Origin of the sequence: Flavobacterium sp. N502536 (assembly GCF_025947345.1) — a bacterium.
GTDB lineage: Bacteria > Bacteroidota > Bacteroidia > Flavobacteriales > Flavobacteriaceae > Flavobacterium.
Genome location: NZ_CP110011.1, coordinates 3,141,987 through 3,163,043 on the forward strand (window position 1 = coordinate 3,141,987; position 21,057 = coordinate 3,163,043).

16 protein-coding genes are annotated in these 21,057 nt (G+C 38.3%); 3 read left to right on the forward strand and 13 right to left on the reverse strand.

Annotated elements, in window-relative coordinates:
* Position 1: 1 nt before the first annotated feature.
* From OLM61_RS13295 to OLM61_RS13355, 13 genes are all read right to left on the reverse strand, one after another.
* On the reverse strand, positions 2–640 hold the full coding sequence (locus tag OLM61_RS13295; RefSeq protein WP_160375383.1) for a peroxiredoxin: 639 nt from the start codon (positions 638–640) through the stop codon (positions 2–4).
* Between the two features lie 137 nt (positions 641–777).
* The gene (locus OLM61_RS13300) at positions 778–2,391 is read right to left on the reverse strand and encodes a glycoside hydrolase family 3 protein (protein WP_264523129.1); all 1,614 of its coding nucleotides are present in this window, start codon (positions 2,389–2,391) and stop codon (positions 778–780) included.
* Positions 2,392–2,393: 2 nt separating this feature from the next.
* Positions 2,394–2,843, reverse strand: coding sequence for a GNAT family N-acetyltransferase (locus tag OLM61_RS13305; RefSeq protein ID WP_264523130.1), 450 nt, complete (start codon positions 2,841–2,843; stop codon positions 2,394–2,396).
* A 24-nt stretch (positions 2,844–2,867) separates the two neighbouring features.
* Positions 2,868–3,209: a hypothetical protein gene (locus OLM61_RS13310; RefSeq protein ID WP_264523131.1), complete on the reverse strand. Its 342-nt coding sequence runs from the start codon at positions 3,207–3,209 to the stop codon at positions 2,868–2,870.
* Positions 3,210–3,232: 23 nt separating this feature from the next.
* Positions 3,233–4,555 carry an MFS transporter gene (locus OLM61_RS13315; protein ID WP_264523132.1) on the reverse strand — a complete coding sequence of 441 codons (1,323 nt, stop codon included), beginning with the start codon at positions 4,553–4,555 and terminating at the stop codon, positions 3,233–3,235.
* Positions 4,542–6,113 (reverse strand): glycoside hydrolase family 10 protein, encoded by a 1,572-nt coding sequence (locus tag OLM61_RS13320; RefSeq protein WP_264523133.1) that lies wholly within the window; start codon positions 6,111–6,113, stop codon positions 4,542–4,544. Before OLM61_RS13320 ends, OLM61_RS13315 begins: the two co-directional genes overlap by 14 nt.
* A gap of 83 nt (positions 6,114–6,196) precedes the next feature.
* Positions 6,197–7,465 (reverse strand): acyltransferase family protein, encoded by a 1,269-nt coding sequence (locus tag OLM61_RS13325; RefSeq protein ID WP_264523134.1) that lies wholly within the window; start codon positions 7,463–7,465, stop codon positions 6,197–6,199.
* Positions 7,466–7,683: 218 nt separating this feature from the next.
* Positions 7,684–8,892, reverse strand: a complete 1,209-nt coding sequence (locus tag OLM61_RS13330) for an anhydro-N-acetylmuramic acid kinase (protein ID WP_264523135.1) — start codon at positions 8,890–8,892, stop codon at positions 7,684–7,686.
* A 302-nt stretch (positions 8,893–9,194) separates the two neighbouring features.
* Positions 9,195–10,700: a sodium:solute symporter gene (locus OLM61_RS13335; protein WP_264523136.1), complete on the reverse strand. Its 1,506-nt coding sequence runs from the start codon at positions 10,698–10,700 to the stop codon at positions 9,195–9,197.
* 221 nt (positions 10,701–10,921) lie between these two features.
* Positions 10,922–11,743 (reverse strand): N-acetylmuramic acid 6-phosphate etherase, encoded by an 822-nt coding sequence (gene murQ, locus OLM61_RS13340; RefSeq protein WP_264523137.1) that lies wholly within the window; start codon positions 11,741–11,743, stop codon positions 10,922–10,924.
* A gap of 220 nt (positions 11,744–11,963) precedes the next feature.
* Positions 11,964–12,308 carry a hypothetical protein gene (locus tag OLM61_RS13345; protein WP_264523138.1) on the reverse strand — a complete coding sequence of 115 codons (345 nt, stop codon included), beginning with the start codon at positions 12,306–12,308 and terminating at the stop codon, positions 11,964–11,966.
* Positions 12,305–13,240, reverse strand: coding sequence for a RagB/SusD family nutrient uptake outer membrane protein (locus tag OLM61_RS13350; RefSeq protein ID WP_264523139.1), 936 nt, complete (start codon positions 13,238–13,240; stop codon positions 12,305–12,307). Before OLM61_RS13350 ends, OLM61_RS13345 begins: the two co-directional genes overlap by 4 nt.
* Positions 13,241–13,255: 15 nt before the next feature.
* Positions 13,256–16,318: a SusC/RagA family TonB-linked outer membrane protein gene (locus tag OLM61_RS13355; RefSeq protein WP_264523140.1), complete on the reverse strand. Its 3,063-nt coding sequence runs from the start codon at positions 16,316–16,318 to the stop codon at positions 13,256–13,258.
* A gap of 223 nt (positions 16,319–16,541) precedes the next feature.
* Here OLM61_RS13355 and OLM61_RS13360 point away from each other — a divergent pair, with 223 nt between their 5' ends.
* The 3 genes from OLM61_RS13360 to OLM61_RS13370 all read left to right on the forward strand — a co-directional run bounded on the left by OLM61_RS13360 (position 16,542) and on the right by OLM61_RS13370 (position 21,027).
* Positions 16,542–17,291 carry a DeoR/GlpR family DNA-binding transcription regulator gene (locus OLM61_RS13360; protein ID WP_264523141.1) on the forward strand — a complete coding sequence of 250 codons (750 nt, stop codon included), beginning with the start codon at positions 16,542–16,544 and terminating at the stop codon, positions 17,289–17,291.
* Between the two features lie 141 nt (positions 17,292–17,432).
* Entirely contained in the window at positions 17,433–17,957 is a 525-nt protein-coding gene (locus OLM61_RS13365; RefSeq protein ID WP_264523142.1) for a DUF6896 domain-containing protein, read from the forward strand.
* 163 nt (positions 17,958–18,120) lie between these two features.
* On the forward strand, positions 18,121–21,027 hold the full coding sequence (locus OLM61_RS13370; protein ID WP_264523143.1) for an FAD-binding and (Fe-S)-binding domain-containing protein: 2,907 nt from the start codon (positions 18,121–18,123) through the stop codon (positions 21,025–21,027).
* The last annotated feature ends 30 nt before the right edge of the window (positions 21,028–21,057 follow it).

The window sequence follows — 21,057 nt, forward strand, 5'->3', positions numbered from 1 at the left end:
ATTAGTTTGCGCTCAAATACTCAGCAGTACTAAGTCTGTCTGCGCTCATTGCTTCTTTTCCGGCTTCCCAGTTTGCAGGACAAACTTCACCTTTAGTTTGAATGTGTGTGTAAGCATCAACCATTCTTAAGTATTCGTTTACGTTACGTCCTAATGGCATATCGTTAACACTTTCGTGGAAAATTTTTCCAGTTTCGTCAATTAAATAAGTAGCTCTGTACGTTACGTTTGAACCTTCGATGATAACTGAATCAGTCTCTTCGCTGTAGCTTGTAGCTTCGATATCAAGGATCCCTAAAATGTTAGCTAAGTTACGGTTAGTATCTGCTAAGATTGGGTAAGTTACACCTTCGATTCCACCATTGTTTTTTGGTGTGTTCAACCAGGCAAAGTGTACTTCGTTGGTGTCACATGAAGCTCCGATTACGATAGTATTTCTTTTTTCAAATTCTGGTAAAGCAGCTTGGAAGGCGTGTAATTCAGTTGGGCAAACAAAAGTGAAATCTTTTGGGTACCAAAACAATAATACTTTTTTGTTGTTGTTTACTGCTTCTTCAAAAATGTTGATTTTTAAATTATCACCCATTTCAGAGATAGCATCAACTGCAATACTTGGGAATTTTTTTCCTACTAAAGACATATTTTTCGTTTTAAAGTTAAAAATTTATTTCTGCTGCAAAAGTAGGGTATAAGTATAGAATCTTATAATAAGATGTGATTATTAATATTTATTAACTGATAGTTTTTGGTTATGAGTAATGGTTTTTGTATTGTAAGTTATTGAATGTCAATATTTACAGGAAGACTTCCTTTACAGTTGCTATTTTCAAGAAATTGATTTCCGGCATTTTTTTGAAACTCGTCAAAATCCTGATACACCTGAATAAGTCCTGAGGCCTTTGAAAGGTTCGGGATTATTGGTAAAACATAAGGATTTCCAAAAACATAAAGAATACATTTTTTGGTTTGAAGCAAATCAGACAGCAATGTCAAAACTTCGGCATTGATTTCAAAATTGTTCATCGGTTTTGCTTTCGGAACAAATAAAGAAATGATAATCGTTTCAAACGGCTCCAGACTTTTTTGAATTTGCTGAAGGTCTGAAACTTCCAGGTTCTCAAAAGCAAATTCTGCTGAATTTAGCTTTGAATTTAAGGTTTGAAAGAATGGATTATTGCTGTTTTTGTACAAACTCAGTTTGGCCAGCTGATTGTTTCTTTGTGCTTCGAAAACCTGCTCAGTAGTGAAATTGCCGATGATTTTGGTGATGGAATTTTGAGCGATTTCAAGGTTCAGGGCTGAAGCTTTTTCAAAATTGAGTTCTCCTGAGGTAAAGGAAGTTTCAGCTAAGATCCCAACTTTTTGTTTGGCTTTTAGGATTCGGTTAAAACTTTCTTCAATGCGTTCCGGAGAAGCATTTTTAAGAATGGCTTCAATTCCTTCGGGTACATTTTCGGCGAAACATAAAACGTCGTTGCCGGCATTAAAGGCTTCCCATTCGAGTTCTCCTTTGGTTTCATACAGTTTAGAAACGCTGTGCATGTTTAGGGCATCAGAAATTACCAAACCATCATAACCCAATTTTTCTCGTAAAAGGGTTTCGATAATAGGTTTTGATAAAGTTGCCGATGTATTTTTGCCGTCATTTAAACTTGGAACGGCCAAATGTCCAATCATAATCGAATCGACATTGTTTTCAATTCCTTTAATAAATGGGTACAACTCATTTTCGAGTAATTCTTCCAAAGTTTCGTTTAAAACCGGTAATCCCAGATGCGAATCGACATTGGTATTTCCGTGTCCCGGAAAGTGTTTCAGACAGCCCAAAATTCCAACTTCGGACATACCTTTCAAATATTCGACAGCAAAATCGGCTACTTTTTCTTTGTTCTCACCAAAAGAACGATAGCCAATTACCGGATTATTCGGGTTGTTGTTGATGTCTGCCAGTGGCGACAAGTTGTAATGAATTCCGGCCGCTTTTAAATCTAAACCAATCTGTTTTCCAACTTCATAAACCAAATGTGATTTACTCTGAGGTAAAGCTCCCAAAGTGATCGCGTAGGGGTATTGTGGTGTTTTTTCGATGCGCATTGCAAGACCCCATTCGGCATCAATACTGATTAAAAGTGGGGTAGAGGCTACTTTTTGGTAGCGAACGATCAGGTCTTTTATTTTTTGATAACTATCGTCATTGAATTCGACTTTTTTCTGGCTTTCGTAGTTTGTCGCGGCACTGGCACGGCTGTGAAAAAAGGTAAGTCCGCCAATGTTGTGTTCTTTTATTAAACGTTCCGTTTCCTGAATGTTTTCTTCAGTATCGTTTATAAAAACGGCAGGAAAAAAGAATTGTCCCACTTTTTGTCTTAATGCTTGTGCTGTCATTTTCATTATTATAAAGTCTTTTTCATGCAAACGCTATTCTCCATTTTTTCGTAAGGAGGATAATTTGGAATAATGGTGTAACCTAATTTTTGGTACAAATTAATGGCTTCGGGCTGATTTTTACCGGTTTCTAAAATCGTATAACGGTATTCAACTTCCTTGGCCCATTGTTCCAGTTCTGCCAGTACCTGAGAAGCAATCCCTTTTTTACGGAAATCCGGATGTACAAACATGCGTTTGATTTCTACCGTATCTTTTTCTTTTTCTCTGAAAGCGCCACAACCTACAGCCACATCATTTTCGTAAAAAACCACAACATGTTTTATTTGATCGGTCTTATTGAATTGATTGTAAAAGGCATGGTCGTCTCCATCTCTGATTTTTAAATCCTGATCCAGTAAAACTACCAGGTTTCTAAAATCAGTATCGTCAGAGTTGGTTCTTTTTAAAGCAATCATGGCAAATTGTATTAAAAGTTAGGTTTATTTCAGTTTGCTTTTCTTTTGTTTGGCAAGTTGTGTTTTGGTATGTAATGCTTTTTCTAATCGGTTTTTAAAGCGGAAGAGTTTTGGCAAACCTTCAATTCTGTCTTCGATTGTAATTTCTTCGTATACGATAATGGCTTTTTCCAAAACTCTAATTTCATTATCAATACTATTTTCGTTTTTGTAGATCGTTGCTAATCGATCATAAGGATGATTTCCTTTAAAGCTTTCCTTGACATTTTCCTCATACAACTCAATTGCTTTTTCTAAATTTCCTGCTTTCTCGAACTCAGCTCCTTTCAGGTTGCGTTCGGCCTGCAGATTCTCATTGATTTCCATATGTAAGATGTTTGATTTGGGGTTTAAACTTCTTCAGCTTTTTTCCCAAAATCTTTCGGGAAAATTAAAAAACGTGATAAAATAAGACCTGGAATTGTGGCAATTACTACCCAAATAAAGAAGTTTTCATAACCTAAATATTTTTGTATAAAACCGCTTAGCATTCCCGGAAGCATCATTCCTAATGCCATAAAACCAGTTGCAAGTGCATAATGTGCCGTTTTCGATTCTCCTTCTGCAACATGTATCAAATACATCATAAACCCTGTGAAACCAAAACCGTATCCAAATTGTTCGAGAATCACAGTAATGCAGGTATAGAGATTTAGAGGAGAGTTAATTTCGAAAAAATAAAAATTTAAATGCAGATGGAAAATATCTTGCGGTTGAAAATGGGCCAATCCGATAAAACCAAGAATAGGCAGATGCATCGTAAGGAACATAGGAAACATCCATTTGGTAAGACCGTGTTTAGAGAGTGCAATTCCACCCAGGATTCCACCAACAGTCAAAGCAAAAATCCCTAAAGTTCCGTAAATTATTCCAACTGCTTCGGTATCTAATCCCATTCCGCCCAGTTCTTTTCCGTCCAATAAAAAAGGACTTAACATTTTAAGTAATTGTGATTCACCAAGTCTGAAAACAAGGATAAAAGCGAGAATTATTCCAATTTGTTTTTTTTGAAAGAAACTGGTAAATACAGTCGCAAAATTTTGATGATGTGCTTTGTCAGTACTTTCTGATGCATTTATTTCGTCTTTTGGAGTAAAGATGAAATTGTAAAGCGTGATAAAGGTCATTAACAAACCAACAATAATCATGGTATAGGACCAGGCTTTTGTATTGTCACCGTATTTATGTTCTAAATAACCGGCAAGCAAAACAATTAATCCATTTCCGGCAAGCATCGAAAGTCTGTAAAATGTACTTCTGATTCCTAAGAAAAAGGATTGTTGCTCTTTTGGTAAAACCAGTAAATAAAAACCATCACTGGCTATATCATTAGAAGCCGAAGCAAAAGCGGCCACCCAGAAAATCGCTAAGGTCATCATGAAAAATCCACTCGCCGGAATCGTAAATCCGACTACTAAAAAAGCAATGGAAATAAGCAGCTGCATCGATAAAAACCATTTTCTCTTGGTGCCGGTCAATTCGATTAAAGGGCTCCAGAGTGGTTTGATCACCCACGGTAAGTATAATAAACTGGTGTAAACACCAATGTCTTCATTCGATATTCCCAGATTTTTGTACATAATTACAGAAACGGAGATAATTATGGCATAAGGCAATCCAGATGCGAAATTGAGAAACGGAATCCAGAACCACGGTTTATTATCTGTTTTCATTAGGCTGGGCAGGGGTATAAGGTTTAAATGTCTTTTTTAAGTCGATCGCAGCGGGCGTACTTTCGTTGGCATAATAATCGATAAAGGTTACAGCACAGGCTTTGTACTGACTGATTTTTTCGGCAGGAATGCTAAAGGTGATCACGTCACCTGTTTCGCGAACGGTAATTTTATCGATAATTTTTGTAGCGTCATTAATGTCTACTTTCGAGACATGATCGCCACCGTAAATTACCATATAACGCACTTTTGTGTTCAACGGATTTTTGATCGTGAAGGTGTATTTACTGCTGTCTTTTGAATACTCATTTACAAACGGTGTATCGATTATAATGTGTTTTAAATTAGGAACTGCAGCCGGAAGTGCCGGATATTTATATTGATTTTCCTCTAAAAGACGAACAATGTCAAAGTTTTTGTTCATGAACCATTTAGAGCTGAAATAGGCGCTTCCGCTTACTTTTTTGAAACTTCTGGCATAATCAATCTGAGTTGGGATTTCACTGGCAAAATTCCAGCTTTTGTCATTGTCTCCTCTAATTTTATAAGAAGCGTGTCCAATATACAAAGCAGTATTGTTGGAGTTCTCCGACCACCATTTCACTAATTTTGAATAGGAAGCTTTCGGATTGTTCATGCTCCAGTACAATTGAGGCAGAATGTAATCGATCCATTTTTGGTCCATCCATAAAACAGGATCGGCATACAAGTCGTCATAATTGGAAGTGGATTGGGTTTCAGAACCTTTAGGATCCTGCGATTTATTTCTCCAAACGCCAAACGGACTGATTCCGAATTGTACCCATGGTTTGCTGGCTTTGATCATGGTAGAAATGGTGTGCACAAAATTGCTCACATTCGCACGACGCCAATCGCCAATGCTTAGTCCGGCTCCATATTTTTTATAAGAGGCGGTATCGTTAAAGGTTTTCCCTGGAACAGTATACGGGTAAAAATAATCGTCAAAATGAATGGCGTCGATATCGTATTTGTCGACTACTTCTTTTACGACTTTGGTTAAATGCTCCTGAACTTCAGGCAGTGCCGGATCATAATATATTTTCCCGGCATATTCGATCATCCATTCCGGATGTTTAAAAATGTCGTGATTAGGACTTAGCTGCTGTTTGTTGAGATCGAAAGTGGCGCGATACGGATTCAACCAGGCGTGAAATTCAAAACCTCTTTTATGAGCTTCTTCGATCATCCAGGCCAATGTGTCGTAATACGGATTGGGTGCCTGACCTTCTTTACCCGTAAGAAAACGAGACCAGGGAGCGAGTTCTGTAGGATACAAAGCATCACCAACACTTCTGACCTGAACAATTACGGCGTTGTAATTTAATTTTTTATAGGCTTCTAAAATTTCAAGATAGTCTGCTTTTTCTTTCTCCACGCCGTCTGTAGCCGTTTTGGGCCAGTCGATGTTTACCACAGTTGCAATCCAGACCCCTCTAAATTCGTTTTTAGGGTAAAGGTCTTTTTCCTGTGCATTGGATTTCCATCCAAAGAAAAATAAAAATAGAATAGAGAATAATAGTTGCTGATTTTTATGCATTTCAATCTTTTTTAACAGAAACCAAAAATAGTTTTTTTAGATGAGTATAAGAAATTATATGCTCTTCGTTTTTTTTACAAAAATTATACCTTAAAAATGAGTCCTTTTTTGTAAAAATATCCTAACATACAACTCCATAAAAGAACATATAGTATAGAATAGGTCAGAGAAGATACCATTTGATTTTCAAAAAGCGGACTGATCCAATATTGGTACGCATAGTCTCTAACGTTGATGGAATCTGAAATATTTTGAGGATCCTGAACTTTAAGCAGTGCGAGTGCACGCGGTAATATTCCGGAAACAAAGAATACGATCATCGGGTTTACACCCCAAGCTAGTAAAAACGGTGTCCATTTTTTGTGATTCAGCACGTCTACGATATAATAAATCAGGGTGAGAAGGAAAAGCGCAATTCCGGCGGTAAATAGCACATACGAACTGCTCCAGAGTGCTTTGTTTAATGGGAAGACGATGGACCAAAGTAATCCTGAAAGAAGCAGTGCAATGCTCAGGATTCCCATTTTTTTGGCAATTTTGATTTTAGGTAAAGGCTTAAGAAGCAGTTGCCCAATTAGTAAACCAATCAATCCGTTGGCTATAGTGGTTACCGTGCTTAAAATGCCTTCAGGATCCCAGGTTTTAGTAGCGATGTACATATGATCTTTGAGTAAAATACTATCCAGCCACGAAGCTAAATTGGTACCCGGTTCTAGGTTTGCAGGACCAATTCCGGGAACGGGAATCAGCGTCATGATGCCCCAATATCCCAATAAAATAAGGATACTTAGAAGGATCTGGGTTTTTATGGTTGTTTTTAAATAAACAATCGACACCACTAAATAGACAATTCCAATGCGCTGCAGTACACCCGGAAGTCTGACATCGCTGAAATTTTCGTGTCCGCCGTAAGCCAAAGTCAGGAAAATAAGGAAAAGTCCAACGGCTAAAATGGTTTTGGTTTTAAGATTGAAGTTTCCAATTAAAGCATATCCGACCAAAAAGGTGATGACTAAACGAACTAGTAGAAGCGGGAATCCGTCGAGTCCTAAGAAATAAATACTGTTAAAAAAGTACAGAAAGAATCCGAGGCAAATAATGCGCAGGGAACGGGTGATTATTTTTAAGATATTTTCGGGTTTGTCCTGTTTGATGGGCATGGCAAGTGGAATCGCAATTCCGACGACAAGAATAAAAAACGGAAAAACAAGATCGGCCAGGGTACAGCCGTTCCATTTTGCGTGATCGAGAATGGGGTAAACGTAATCCCAGCTTCCCGGATTGTTTACAACGGTCATTAACAAGACGGTAAGTCCTCTTAAAACATCAACTGAAATGATACGGTCTTTCATTTTTCTTATTTTATTTAATCCGTTTCGGGGTATTTGTTTTTAACACATAGTGACATAGCATTTTGCAAACTAAAAGCAGGCGTTTCACTTTTTCTTAACGCATATAGCTTTCTATGTGAAAGAAACGGGTTTCTTTTTTGTATTCCTTTTTTACAGATAAAATCTATGTTTCTATGTGTTTATTTAAACTTTGAGAGATTGCTTCTAAAATGTTTTATTTATTGTGGTAACGAAATTTTCCCCATGGTTACGGATGGAATCCCTTTATGTGAACCAAAATTAAAATCTTCTCCGGCTATGGTTTCATTGGCAAGAATGGCAAATAAAACGGCTTCTTTGGCATCACCGGAAATACCCAGTTCGTCTGTTTTGTGAAAATCGCAAGGCAATAATTCTTTAAGCCATTGGACTAACAAGGGGTTGTGTGTACCTCCGCCGGACAGGTAAATTTTGAAATCCTCCAGTTTTGAATCGGACTGGCTTACGGCGTACTGAATCGCCTCGGCAATTGTTTCGGCACTAAAACGGGTTAAAGTAGCCAGTAAATCGGGAGGGGAAATTGTATCGGGGGTGCTTTTAGCCAAAGCCGCTTTTACGTATTCGGCACTAAAAAGTTCAGGTCCAATTGTTTTTGGGAATTCCTGACGGAAAAAAGCATCGTCTTTTAAATGGTTTAGCAACAGCTGGTTTACCGTTCCTTGTTTGGCTATTTCGGCATCTTTGTCGTAACTTTTTTCAGGATAATACTGTTTGGTAAAAAGGTCGATCAGAGTATTTCCGGTGCCCGTATCAGTCACGAAGGTTTCTTCAGCATTTAAAGAAGCAGGTAAAAAAGTAAAATTAGCAATGCCGCCCATATTGAGCATGATGCGGTTTTCTCCCTTTTTTCCAAATAAAAAATAATCACCATAAACAGCCAAAGGAGCGCCTTCACCACCTGCAGCAATGTGTTTTTGTCTGAAATCAGACAGGGTGATGATACCCGTTTTCACCGCAATATGATCGCCATCACCAATTTGCAAAGTGGCGTTTGGAAATTTTTCCTGCTGATGCAAAAACTTAGGTGCGTGCAAAACCGTTTGTCCATGTGAGGCAATCAAATCGATTTGGTTAGCAGGGATATTTCGTTTTTTTAAAAAATCGTTGATCATATCGGCGTGCAAAATTCCAATCCATTCGTTGAGCATGACCAAATGTTGAAAATCAATTTCTTTCTTCGCAAAAACTTTACGGATTTCAATTTTAATGTCTTCCGAATAATCGATGGTTTCAAATTGATCTATTTTGACAACAGTATTTTGCCCTGAACCTGAAATTTCGCATAAAGCAATATCGAGTCCGTCAAGCGAAGTGCCAGACATTAGCCCAATAATGCTGCGGGTTTCTTTTTTTGCAATTTGGTACAGTGCGCTAATATTTTTATTCATGAAATTTGAATTTTATGAAGATGAATTTTTGTGTAAAAATTTTAAAATTAAGCTGTTGTGATGATTTGTTTTAACACATAGTGACATGGATTAAAGGTCATAAAGTTGTTTTCTGCCACGAATTCACGAATTATTGCTTTGTACTAATTCGTGAATTCGTGGCTAAATTTTTTATTCACGAATCCTATGTAAATGCTGTATCATTTAGTTTTACCTTTTCTGAGCTTACAATATCTATGTTTCTATGTGTTATCATTTTTTTGTTAACGGGTTAAAAATAGATTTTTTCGGCATTAATCGGCTTAAAAGTATATTTTTTTCTTTGATTTTTTACTGGTAAAATAAAGACCTGTATAAGTAATCAGAGCATTTACAATTATTAATTCATTGTCAAAAACATAACCCAAAAGGGCTTCGGAATTTTCGCTTAATAAATACGTCAGCAGAGGAGCCAAAATGCAAAACCAGGGCACCAGTTTGTCTTTTACAATTCTGTTTTTCTGCAATAATCCAAAAGCGTATAAACCTAACAACGGTCCATAAGTATAAGAGGCGGCCTTGAAAACCAGTGCAACAACAGAGCTGTCATTAAAAGAATTCAGAACAATAATCACCAGAAAGAAAAGAAAGGAAAAGGCAAGGTGTACCAAATGTCTTCGTTTTACATTTTTGGGATTTGAAATGTTTTCGGCTTTATCCATCCCCAGAAAATCAACACAAAATGAAGTGGTGAGGGCTGTTAAGGCAGAATCGGTAGTCGCAAAAGTGGCCGCGATAATTCCTAACAGAAAGACCAATGCAGGAATAGTCGCTAAATGATTCAGCGCAATTTCCGGAAAAAGCAGGTCGGTTCTGGGTTTGTTGGTTACTAAATCCAGTGGCACGGAAATATTATTTTTTGCGGCATACATGTACAGTAAGGCACCCAGACTTAAAAAAAGAAGACTGATGGTGACAAAAATAACGGTAAAGGTGTACATGTTTTTTTGTGCTTCTCCGATGTTTTTACAACTGATGTTTTTTTGCATTAAATCCTGATCGAGTCCCACCATTGCAATCATTATAAACAATCCTCCCAGAAATTGCTTGGCAAAATGGAATTTATTGGTCAGGAAATCATCAAAGAAAAAGGTCTTGGAATAATTACTGTTTCGGATTGCTGAAACCGATTCGAAAATGGTTAAGTCTAAGCTGTTTAAAACAAAATAAATGGTAATAAAAACAGAGGATACCAGAAAGAATGTCTGTAGGGTGTCCGTGATAATAATAGCTTTCAGACCGCTGCGGTAGGTGTAGAGAAAAACAAAGGTCAGACCTAAAAATACGGTGAGTGGAAACGGAATGTGATAGTAGTCAAAAACATAGCGCTGTAGTACAAGTACCACCAAATAAAAGCGCAAAGCAGAACCAACGGTACGACTGACCAGGAAAATAGAAGCAGCTGATTTGTAACTGTTTGCCCCCATTCTTTTTTCGATATAACTGTAAATCGAAGTAAGGTTCATTCTGTAATACAAAGGAAGGAGTACTTTTGCAATAATGATAAGCCCTACGGCTTGGCCTAATATAAATTGAAAGTATTTGAACTGTTCTCCGTTTGGTGATCCAACCTCACCGGGAACCGAAATAAAAGTAAGTCCGGAAAGTGAAGTACCAATCATACCAAAAGCAACTAAATACCATTTGGAGTTTTTATTGGCTTTGAAAAACGAATCATTGTCCTGTCCTTTTTTGCTGATGATTTGTGAAATCAGCAGTAATATTCCAAAATATACAATGATAAAAATTAAGATGGTGCTTGAAGACATTTTGGTTTTGGATTAGTGATGAGATTATTTTTTGAAGTTGTATGATGTGCCTAGTAAAAGGTCAATTAAACACAATAGTGTCATTTCGACGAAGGAGAAATCACACTAGTAATTCGACAAAGTTTGGCGACTTTCTATGCGGAGTTTCGTGTGTGATTTCTCCCTTCGGTCGAAATGACAGTTACTCTGCGGGAAATTGATTCATCATAGTATTACGGAGTTTATTTCTTAGTGTTATTTGCTTGCAAAACGGCCCTCACGCTTTTGTGTTTCTCCAGCAACTCAGCAGCCGGATCGTGCTCGATATGAAGTTCTTCCATGATCATTTTAATGGCTCTTTTTACCAGTTTTTCGTTAGACAATTGCATGTCTACCATTTTGTTGCCTTTGATTCTTCCCAGTTTGATCATAACCGAGGTTGAGATCATGTTTAAAGTTAGCTTTTGTGCTGTCCCGGCTTTCATGCGGGTACTTCCGGTTAAGAATTCCGGGCCTACAACTACTTCAATGGGATAATCGGCTTCCTGGGCAATCAGTCCGTTGCTGATGCAGGAAATACTTCCGGTTTTGATATTGTTTTCTTTGGCTTTTTGGAGTCCGCCCAGTACGTAGGGAGTGTTTCCTGAAGCGGCGATACCAATAACAAAATCTAAACTCGAGATCTGATGTTGGGATAAATCTTTCCAGGCTTGTTCGGTATCGTCTTCGGCCTTTTCTACAGCTTTTCTAATGGCGGTATCCCCTCCTGCAATAATTCCGATAATCATATCATGGGATACTCCAAAAGTAGGAGGGCATTCAGAAGCATCCAGAATCCCGATGCGTCCTGAAGTTCCGGCGCCAATGTAGAATAAACGTCCGCCCAATTGCATTTTTTTGACGATGGCTTTGACTAGTTTTTCAATTTTCGGAATTTGTTTTTCAATAATATCAGGTACCTTTTTGTCTTCTGTATTCATATTGATGAGCAGTTCTTTGGTGCTCATCTTATCCAGATTTTTATAAAGGGATTCTTGTTCGGTTTCTGGGTTTTTATTTTTCATAATACATGCTGTAGTATTGTTTAATCTTTTAGCTGTTTGTTGTTTGGGAATCAAAAATCAACAATTAAAGAATGTCAGTCTTCGACTTCGCTCAGACTGACAAATCGTATTTATTATAAATTGAGTTTAGATTTTATAAATCAAAAAATAATAATCAGAGAATGTCAGTCTAATCAAAGTCAAAATTGTCAGTCTGAGCAAAGTCGAAGACCAACAATTTTTAAATAGCCGGATCAACAGGGGTGTTGGTATTGTTGTTTCTTTCAGAATCCGGATAAGGATACCAGTTACGGTTTCTTTCGGCACCGGTTGTTCCTGCTGCCGGACGGTCAAATCTTCTGCTGTCTTCCAGTTTTAGACTTGACATGTACATTTCGATACAACGGTTTCTGTAAATTTCAGTTAAAATAGCAGCTTTGGTTACAGCTCCCGCATAGGGCGGAAGGTTGGCGCCAATACCATAGGTATCTGCTCCGGTCGTTTTGGTTAAAACCTTATTTAACTCGATAAGTGCTTGCGGTAAATTGTCTTTTCGGGCATAACCTTCGGCTTTAATCAGCATCATTTCACCCGGTAAATACAATGGGATTGATTTGGTATCTGAATCAAAAAATCCTGTGGCAACCGTAGGATTTGACCCGGTTTGATGTAAAAATTAAGTCTTCCGTCAGCATTTGAAGGGGCTAAGGCAGCAGGTAATCCCAAGGTCAGATCAACGGGCTGAAAAACATTGTTGGTCGTGATCGAAATATAGGCAATCGGATTCGCACTAATCTGATCAAAGGCAAATACCGATTTTACAGAGAGATCAACCATGCCGGCGTAGGCAATGGCATTGTCGTAATCTCCGGCCATAAGATAGGTTCGGGCCAACAGGGCATAAACCGTATTTTTGTAATTAATACTGTTCACCAATCCCGTTACTCCGGTGGCTTTGTCTAATAAAGGCTCTGTTAGTTTTAAAATTTTTATGGCTTCGGCCAATACATCGGCTCTGGAATCAAAAGTGGCATTTTTACCGGTTTTTAGCGGTACGCTTTGAAAATATTGTACCAGAGTTGTAAGCGCCATTGCCTTAAAAATAGTGGCATGAACAAGAACACTGGCTTTCTCAGTGTCTGAAGTTAATACATTAATATTATCGATTACTTTTTGCGATTCAGATTTAATGACAAGGCACTGTGACCATAAATTATTTACGACCTGATTTTTGGTCGAAAGTACACCGGCGCCTACAGAAAGTTCGCCTTCGTCGACATTTCCGGCGTTTAGAAGTCGCAGTTCTTTTGTGGTAAATCCGTTTCCGGTAATGGTATTGTAAACGGGGCTTGTTCGGTCAACGCTCCACAGCAGTTGTAATCCGTTGGCAGCACCAATAATTCCCTCTCGGGTTCCAATAACTAACTCCTGAGACGGTTTGGTTGGGTCTAAATAATCTTCATTACAGCTCGTTAAAAGTAATGTTAGAGCTACTATAGGGATGAATATTTTTTTCATGATGTTTTGATTTGATTAAAATTGAACTTTTACCGCCAAGGAGTAAGAACTTGGAATTGGCACTGTTCCAAAATTGTATTTCGCAACCGAAGACTGTCCGCCCGAGTTGGTTTCAGGATCGAAACTGGTAAAGTTATCCCATGAAATCAGGTTTCTTCCACTGGCAGTAACGGTTAAATCGTCAAAGAATTTGTTTAGTTTTCCGAAAGAATAATTGAGCGAAACTTCTCTTAATTTCAGGTAACTTCCGTCTACCACTCTAAATTCTTCCACGTTATAAACCGACCAGATGTACCCACGCGGTAACTCACCATTAAGTTCCTGAGTAACCAGTTTGCCTGATCCCACACCCTGTCTGGTTCTGTAATCGGCATCAAAAACATCTACGCCCTGAACACCGTCAAACAATATTGAAAGACCAAATTTTTTGTAATTCAGATTCGCTCCGAATGCGATGATATAATCCGGATTTGGATTACCGATTTGTTTGTTCAAAATAGTTCCTGTCGGCTGTCCTGAAGCATCTCTTTGTGGAGCTCCGGTATTTACATCTCCTTTTTCGGTTTGCGGATATCCGCCAGGAGTCAGCAATAAACTTCCGTCGGCATTTCGGGCAAAATAAGTCCCGTAGAAAATCCCGATTGGTTTGTTCATTTCAACAAAAACAGGTGCTCCGGCCAGGTTACTGTCCAGTTTGAAACGGGTTTGCGGTAGGCCTGTTACTTTGTTTCGGTTGCTGCTGTAGTTTACAAATACATCAAGATGAAGGTTTTCTTTTTTGATCAGATCGTATTTCAAATTGATTTCGAACCCTTTGTTGTTCATTTTTCCGATATTTTTAATCGTATTGGTAGCGCCTTCAGAAGCAGCCAATTGAACCGGCAATAACAAATCGTCAATATCAGCATTGTAGTAACTGAAAGACAAATTCAGACGGTCTTTGATAAAACCAAAATCACCTCCAATTTCATAGGTAACACTTTGTTCCGGTCTTAAATCTAAATTTCCCTGTTTGAAACCTTCAATGGTAAAAGTACTGTTTCCTAAAAGTGTTCCGGTAGAATAATTGGTGAAACGCGCATAAGGTTTAATCGCAGTTAAACTTCCTGATTTTCCCCATGAAGCTCTAAAACGTACGGAACTTACAGCATCGCGAATGTTTTCCATGAATTTTTCATCTGAAAATACATAACTCACACTCGCTTTTGGATAAAACTGAGAACGGTTGGCACTCGAAAAAATAGTCGAAGCATCCTGTCTTCCGGCAATTGTCAGGTACAATTTGTCTTTGTAACCAACAGTTTCCTGCAGGTAATAGCCCCATAAATTATATTTGGACTGGCTGGAACTTGGCGAACCCGGAATCAAAGTATTAAAAGCATTTATGGTTTCGATAAATGGTTTTAAGTTACGGCCTTCAACTGCTGCAAAATTATCACGGTAGGTTTGTAGGTTGTAACCTCCGTAAGTAGTAGCTTTCCATTTGTCGTTAATGTTCCAAAGGTATCTTAAGTTCAAATCGTTATTGAATTGTACGACTCTGTTGGTCGCTTCAGAAACGTAACCGTCATTGTAATACGCTGGATTCACCACATACGGATATCTCGGAATGAAAACATTTCCTCTTTGATTGTAGTTGTCGATACCAAAAATCAAATCGGCATTGAAATTTTTAAACGGCGTATAGTTTAATTGTAAATCTGAAATAATACGGTCTGTATTTTGCTTGATTTTGAAAGTTTCGATGATCGAAAGCGGATTCACCCTGTTGGGATCAACAGCCAGCAGATTGCCGTTTACGTCTCTTTGATTGATGTCGTAGATATTATTGGTGATATTGATCGCGTTAATCGGACTCCAGAAAACATTCCCGTCCGGTTTTTCATTCGAACTCGAGTTGATGTAATTTAATCCCACTGTAGCAGATAGCTTTGAATTGAAGTCATGTTTCAATCTTACTTTGGCTCCGGCTCTTTTAAAATCGGTATTTTTTATAATTCCTTCGTTTACCAGATAACCTAGAGAAGCAAAATATTTGGTTTTCTCGTCTCCTCCTTGCAGTGAGAAATAAGTATCGGTTCCAACACCGGTATTGAAAATGTCATCCTGATAGTCGTAGCGTTGTACGTTAGTCGTTCTGGTTTCAAGGTTTCTGCCTAAAACGCTAACTGTAGTTGGACTAGCCGGATTACCCTGAATAGGGAACAGTGCCGGAGAAGTGCTTACAAACTGCTTGTCAGACATATTCATATCCAGTTTTTTACGAATTTGGTTTGACGTTACGCTGGTTGAAAATGTATATCTGGTTTCGCCTGCTACTCCTTTTTTAGTGGTAATCAAAACTACACCATTGGCTGCTCTTGATCCGTAGATGGCGGCTGCAGCACCTCCGTTTAACACTTCGACACTTTGAATGTCGTTAGGGTTAATGTCTGAAGATCTGTTCTGACCAATTTGCATGTTGGAGTTTCCGGTCGTTACATTTAAGTTGGTTACATTGGTAGTTGCATTGTTTAAAACCACACCGTCAATAACATATAAAGGATCTGAAGAACCTAGTATAGAAGAAGTTCCTCTAAGCTTGATGCTGAAACCTCCTGCCGGATCACCCGAGTTTTGAGAAACCTGAGCTCCCGCAATTTTCCCCTGCAAAGCCGTTGAAAGCCCTCCGGGTTGTGCTTTAACCAAATCTTCTCCTTTTAAACTGGTTACGGCATTTCCGAGCTCTTTACGGGTAGCGCGTACGGTGGAACCCAGTACAACCACTTCAGAAAGAGCGTTTGTTTCTTCGGACATTTTTAGGTTGATGGTGGTGGTGTTTGCTGAGATTTTAATTTTCTTCGAAGCAAATCCTACAAAACTAAAAACGAGCGTTTCGTTTTCTTTTGCAGTGATGCTGAATTTTCCGTCTAAATCAGTTGTAGTGCTTTTTGAAGTACCTTCAATCAAAACAGATACTCCTGGTAAAGAAAGTCCGTCGGTAGTACTGGTAATGGTACCGGTTACGGTTTTTGACTGCGCAAAAATGGGCTGCGCAAACAAAATAATTCCAAATAGAATAAATAACAGTTTTTTCATTTTTAAAATATTTGTTTGGTTAGAGATTCTAAATATAGGAATTAATTTTAATAAATGCGATTTAATGCAAGCTTTTTATGAAAATTGTTATAAAATGCATAATAATGCAGTTTTTGTTTTAATTTTTAGTGTTTTTAGGCTTGTGTAAGATAATTTGTAAATTATAGCAGGTAAATAGTGCATAATAACGCATTATAATTTATATTTGTTCAAAAAAGTTAAAATGCTTAAGAAAGAAAGACATCAGTTTATCATGGATAAATTTAAGGATGTCGAAAAAATACATACGATCGATCTTGCCGCAGAGCTCAGCATCTCTGAGGATACCATACGCAGAGATTTTAATGAGTTGCACAACAAAGGCCTGATCAATAAGGTATATGGAGCTGCTTTTCCGGTAAAGGAGAAATCCAATAATGTATTTGATATTACCATTATCAATGAAGACAAAAAGATTGTAGTGGGACAAAAAGCCTTATCGTTTTTAAATGAAGGTCAGGTGATTATCATGACAGGAGGAACCACCAATTTGTCTTTTTGCAAACTCATTCCAATCGATTTTTCGGCTACTATATATACGTACAGTCTACCCATCGCGATGCAGTTGTCGCAGCATCCCAATATTGAATTGATTTTTATTGGTGGAAAACTACAGAAAAAAGCTATGGTAACCGTGGGCATCGACGTAGTTCAGGTGTTGTCTAAAATCAGAGCCGATGTTTGTTTCTTAGGGGTAAGCAGCTTAGATGTCAATCAGGGACTTACCGAAATGGGCTACGAAGTTTCGATTATCAAAAAAGAAATGATCAATGCGTCAGACAAAGTAATTGTACTGGCTACCTCAGATAAAATAAATGGTAAAATGCCACATCAGGTTTGTGGTCTCGATAAAGTAGATGCTATCGTTACTGAGCTGAATCCGAAGAGTGCTAAGATTAAAAGCTTCGTGGAAGCCGGGGCGAGGGTTGTGTAAGTAAATTTGCGTTTTTGTGCGGGATTTTTATTGAGTGGAGTGTTTTAGGTAAATGAATCCCTTCGTTGGTGCGGGCGCCCCGCTCACGTCTGTGAAAGAGGGTTGTGAATCCTATATCTTCATTTTAATTTTGGGACAATTATGATTGAAAAAATAGTAGCGGAGTATATCGGTTTTATAAGGACATTTGAAATTTTATTAAAAAAGAAATATAAACAGGATATAAATCCATGTTCGTTTTCGAGTACTTTTTTTGAAAGAAAAGGTACGATCGAAGGAATTGAATATTGGTTTCATGGAAGTGGCTGTAAGGCTGAAAAAGACGGTATTATCTATGATTATGATATTACTGTAAATGAAATTAAGTTTTCGCAATGGAAATTTTCAGAGTTTGTTAGAACGCATCCAGAGTATCAGAAACTAAATTATAGTGATGATTTTATCGAATATGAATTGTATCAGCTCATAAATAAAGGAATATTAGATTGGGAGATTATTAAGAATACGGAAAAACCTCCCTTTGGGTGTGTTTTTATGAGTTATAGAGTTCTTCAAGAATCACCTTTTCTATATAATATCAAAAGCCCTAGCCCTGATGGGAGGGAAAATCCTTTTGTGGCGGGGTTCGGCACAAAAGATTGGAAGGACAGCAGGATTAGCTTCTGATAAAAAATAAAATTTCAATAATTTAAATCCCAAATTCCAAATGAAAAAGGGAGAATCAAAGAAAAAAAAACTTAGAACCTTAGCTTCTCAGAAGCTTAGAACCTTTAAAAAAAACTATTTTTGTAATTCACTGAATCCGTTTTAGTTCATAAATCAAGTTATAATGTCAATAATTAAAGAGTTACAACACTTATCAGAATCATTAGAAGGAACACTTTTATACGACGATCTTCATAAAACACTTTATTCTACCGATGCTTCGGTATATCGAATCCGGCCAAAAGCGGTGGCCGTACCTAAAACGATCGAAGACATTAGCAAACTAATCCGGTTTGCGGGAAAACATCATATTTCGATTACACCAAGAACGGCTGGGACTTCTCTTGCCGGACAAACGGTTGGTGACGGAATTGTAGTCGATGTTTCGAAGAACTTTACTAAGATTTTGAATTTTGACCCGATTAAAAAAACGGTTACAGTACAACCCGGTGTCATTCGCGACGAACTGAATTTATTCCTAAAACCTCACGGTGTATTTTTTGGACCCAATACTTCGACTTCCAACCGCTGTATGATTGGCGGAATGGTGGGGAATAACTCTTCAGGAACAACTTCGATTCGTTATGGGGTAACACGTGATAAAATTGTCGAAATCAAAGCCATTTTGAGCGATGGTTCGGCGACGGTTTTTAAGGAGCTGACGTCGGCTGAATTTATCGAAAAAACCAAAGGGGATACCTTAGAAAATAAAATTTATAAAAGCCTTTATGACGAACTTTCGGTAAAAGCAACGCAGGACGAAATCATAAAAGAATTTCCGAAGCCCGAGATTCACAGAAGAAATACAGGTTATGCCGTGGATATTCTGCTGAAATCGGATTTGTTTGGAGGGACAGAACCTACTATTAATTTAGGGAAATTGCTTTGCGGAAGCGAAGGAACGCTGGCTTTTACAACCGAAATTACATTAAAAGTCGACGATTTGCCGCCGGCCAATAATATTATGGTCGTGGCGCATTATCATAGCATTCAGGAATCGCTGGAGTCTGTTGTAGTGGTGATGAAACATCATTTGTATACCGCTGAAATGATCGATGATACGATTTTAGATTGCACGAAAACCAATCGTGAACAATCGAAAAACAGGTTTTTTTTAGTGGGTGAACCCAAAGCGATTATGCTCTTTGAAGTGGCTTCGCATGATGCACAGGATGCCGAAAACCAGGCCAACGCTTTAATTGCCGATTTGGAGAAAAACAATTTTGGTTACGCACTCGTAAAAATTTATGGAACTGATATTGAAAAAGTAAACGAGCTTCGTAAAGCGGGTCTCGGACTTTTGGGAAGTATAGTGGGAGACGATAAAGCCGCCGATTCAATCGAAGATACTGCTGTTGAACTGAGTGATTTACCGGCTTATATTGCCGAATTTTCAGCCATGATGCAGCGCCACGGTCAAGAGGCGATTTATTACGCACATGCCGGAGCAGGTGAGCTGCATTTGCGTCCGGTTTTGAATTTGAAAAAAACATCAGACTTAAAACTCTTCAGAACGATTGCAACCGATGTGGCTGTTTTGGTTAAAAAATACAGAGGTTCGTTGAGTGGGGAACACGGTGATGGAATCGTGCGCGGTGAATTTATTCCGTACATGATTGGCGAAACGAATTATGAATTGCTGAAAAGAATCAAGCTTGCGTTTGACCCAAATTCGGCTTTGAATATCGGTAAGATTGTGAATGCCTTAAAAATGGACGAAAATCATCGTGTCGTTTCGGGCAGGGTAGAACCGGATATTAAGACGTTTCAGGATTTCTCCGACAGTTTAGGGATTTTGCGTGCGGCCGAAAAATGCAACGGTTCGGGCGATTGCAGAAAATTACCGTCGGCAGGAGGGGCTATGTGTCCGAGTTATCGCGCGACGAAAAATGAAAAAGAAACCACACGTGCAAGAGCCAACGCTTTACGCGAATATTTGACCTATTCAGAGAAAGAAAATAAATTTGATCAGAAAGAACTCTACGAAGTTTTTGAATTGTGTGTGAGCTGTAAAGCCTGTGCCAGCGAGTGTCCGAGTAATGTGGACGTGGCCACTTTGAAAGCAGAATTTTTATACCAGTACCAAAAAGCAAATGGCTTTTCGACCCGAAATAAGATTTTTGCACACAACGCCAAACTGAATAAGATGGGAAGCCTGTTTCCGTCGATCACGAATTTTATTTCCAATCAGTCCCTCGTGAAAAAAAGCATGGGAATTGCACCGGAAAGACAGGTTCCCTTATTGGCGAAGAAAACGTTCCGAAAATGGTACGAAAATCATAAACCGCAGCAAAAGAATTTTCCAAACGGACAAGTGTATTTGTTTAATGATGAGTTCACGAATTATTACGATGTCAATATCGGAATCGATGCTTTTGAATTACTGACGAAATTAGGCTACGAAGTTTTGATCGTCGATCATGAAGAAAGCGGAAGAACCTATTTGTCGAAAGGATTTTTGGAAGAAGCGAAGAAAATTGCGGACGAGAACGTGACTATTTTCAAGGATTTGGTTTCTGCGAAAGTACCTTTAATTGGAATTGAACCTTCAGCAATTTTAACCTTCAGAGACGAATATTTACGTCTGGCAACCGATAAAGAAGCGGCAGCAAAAGTAGCGCAGCATGCCTTTACGATAGAAGAATTCTTTAAAAAGGAAATTAGTGATGGTAAGATTACGTCCGATTCTTTTTCAGGAGAAAAGAAAGAAATTAAGATTCACGGACATTGCCATCAGAAATCACTGAGTTCGGTTGAAGCGACTTTTGCCATGCTGAATTTGCCAACAAACAATGTCGTTACCATTTACAATTCGGGTTGTTGTGGGATGGCAGGATCATTCGGTTACGAAAAAGAGCATTATCAGGTGAGTATGCAAATGGGAGAAGATACGTTATTCCCGAAAGTAAGAGCGACCGCTCAGGACGTAAAAATCGCTGCAGCAGGTACCAGTTGCCGTCATCAAATTTATGATGGAACGAGCAGGGAAGCACAGCATCCGGTGAGTATTTTGAGAAACTGCCTGAAGTAATTTTAGATTTTAGAATGTAGATTTTAGATT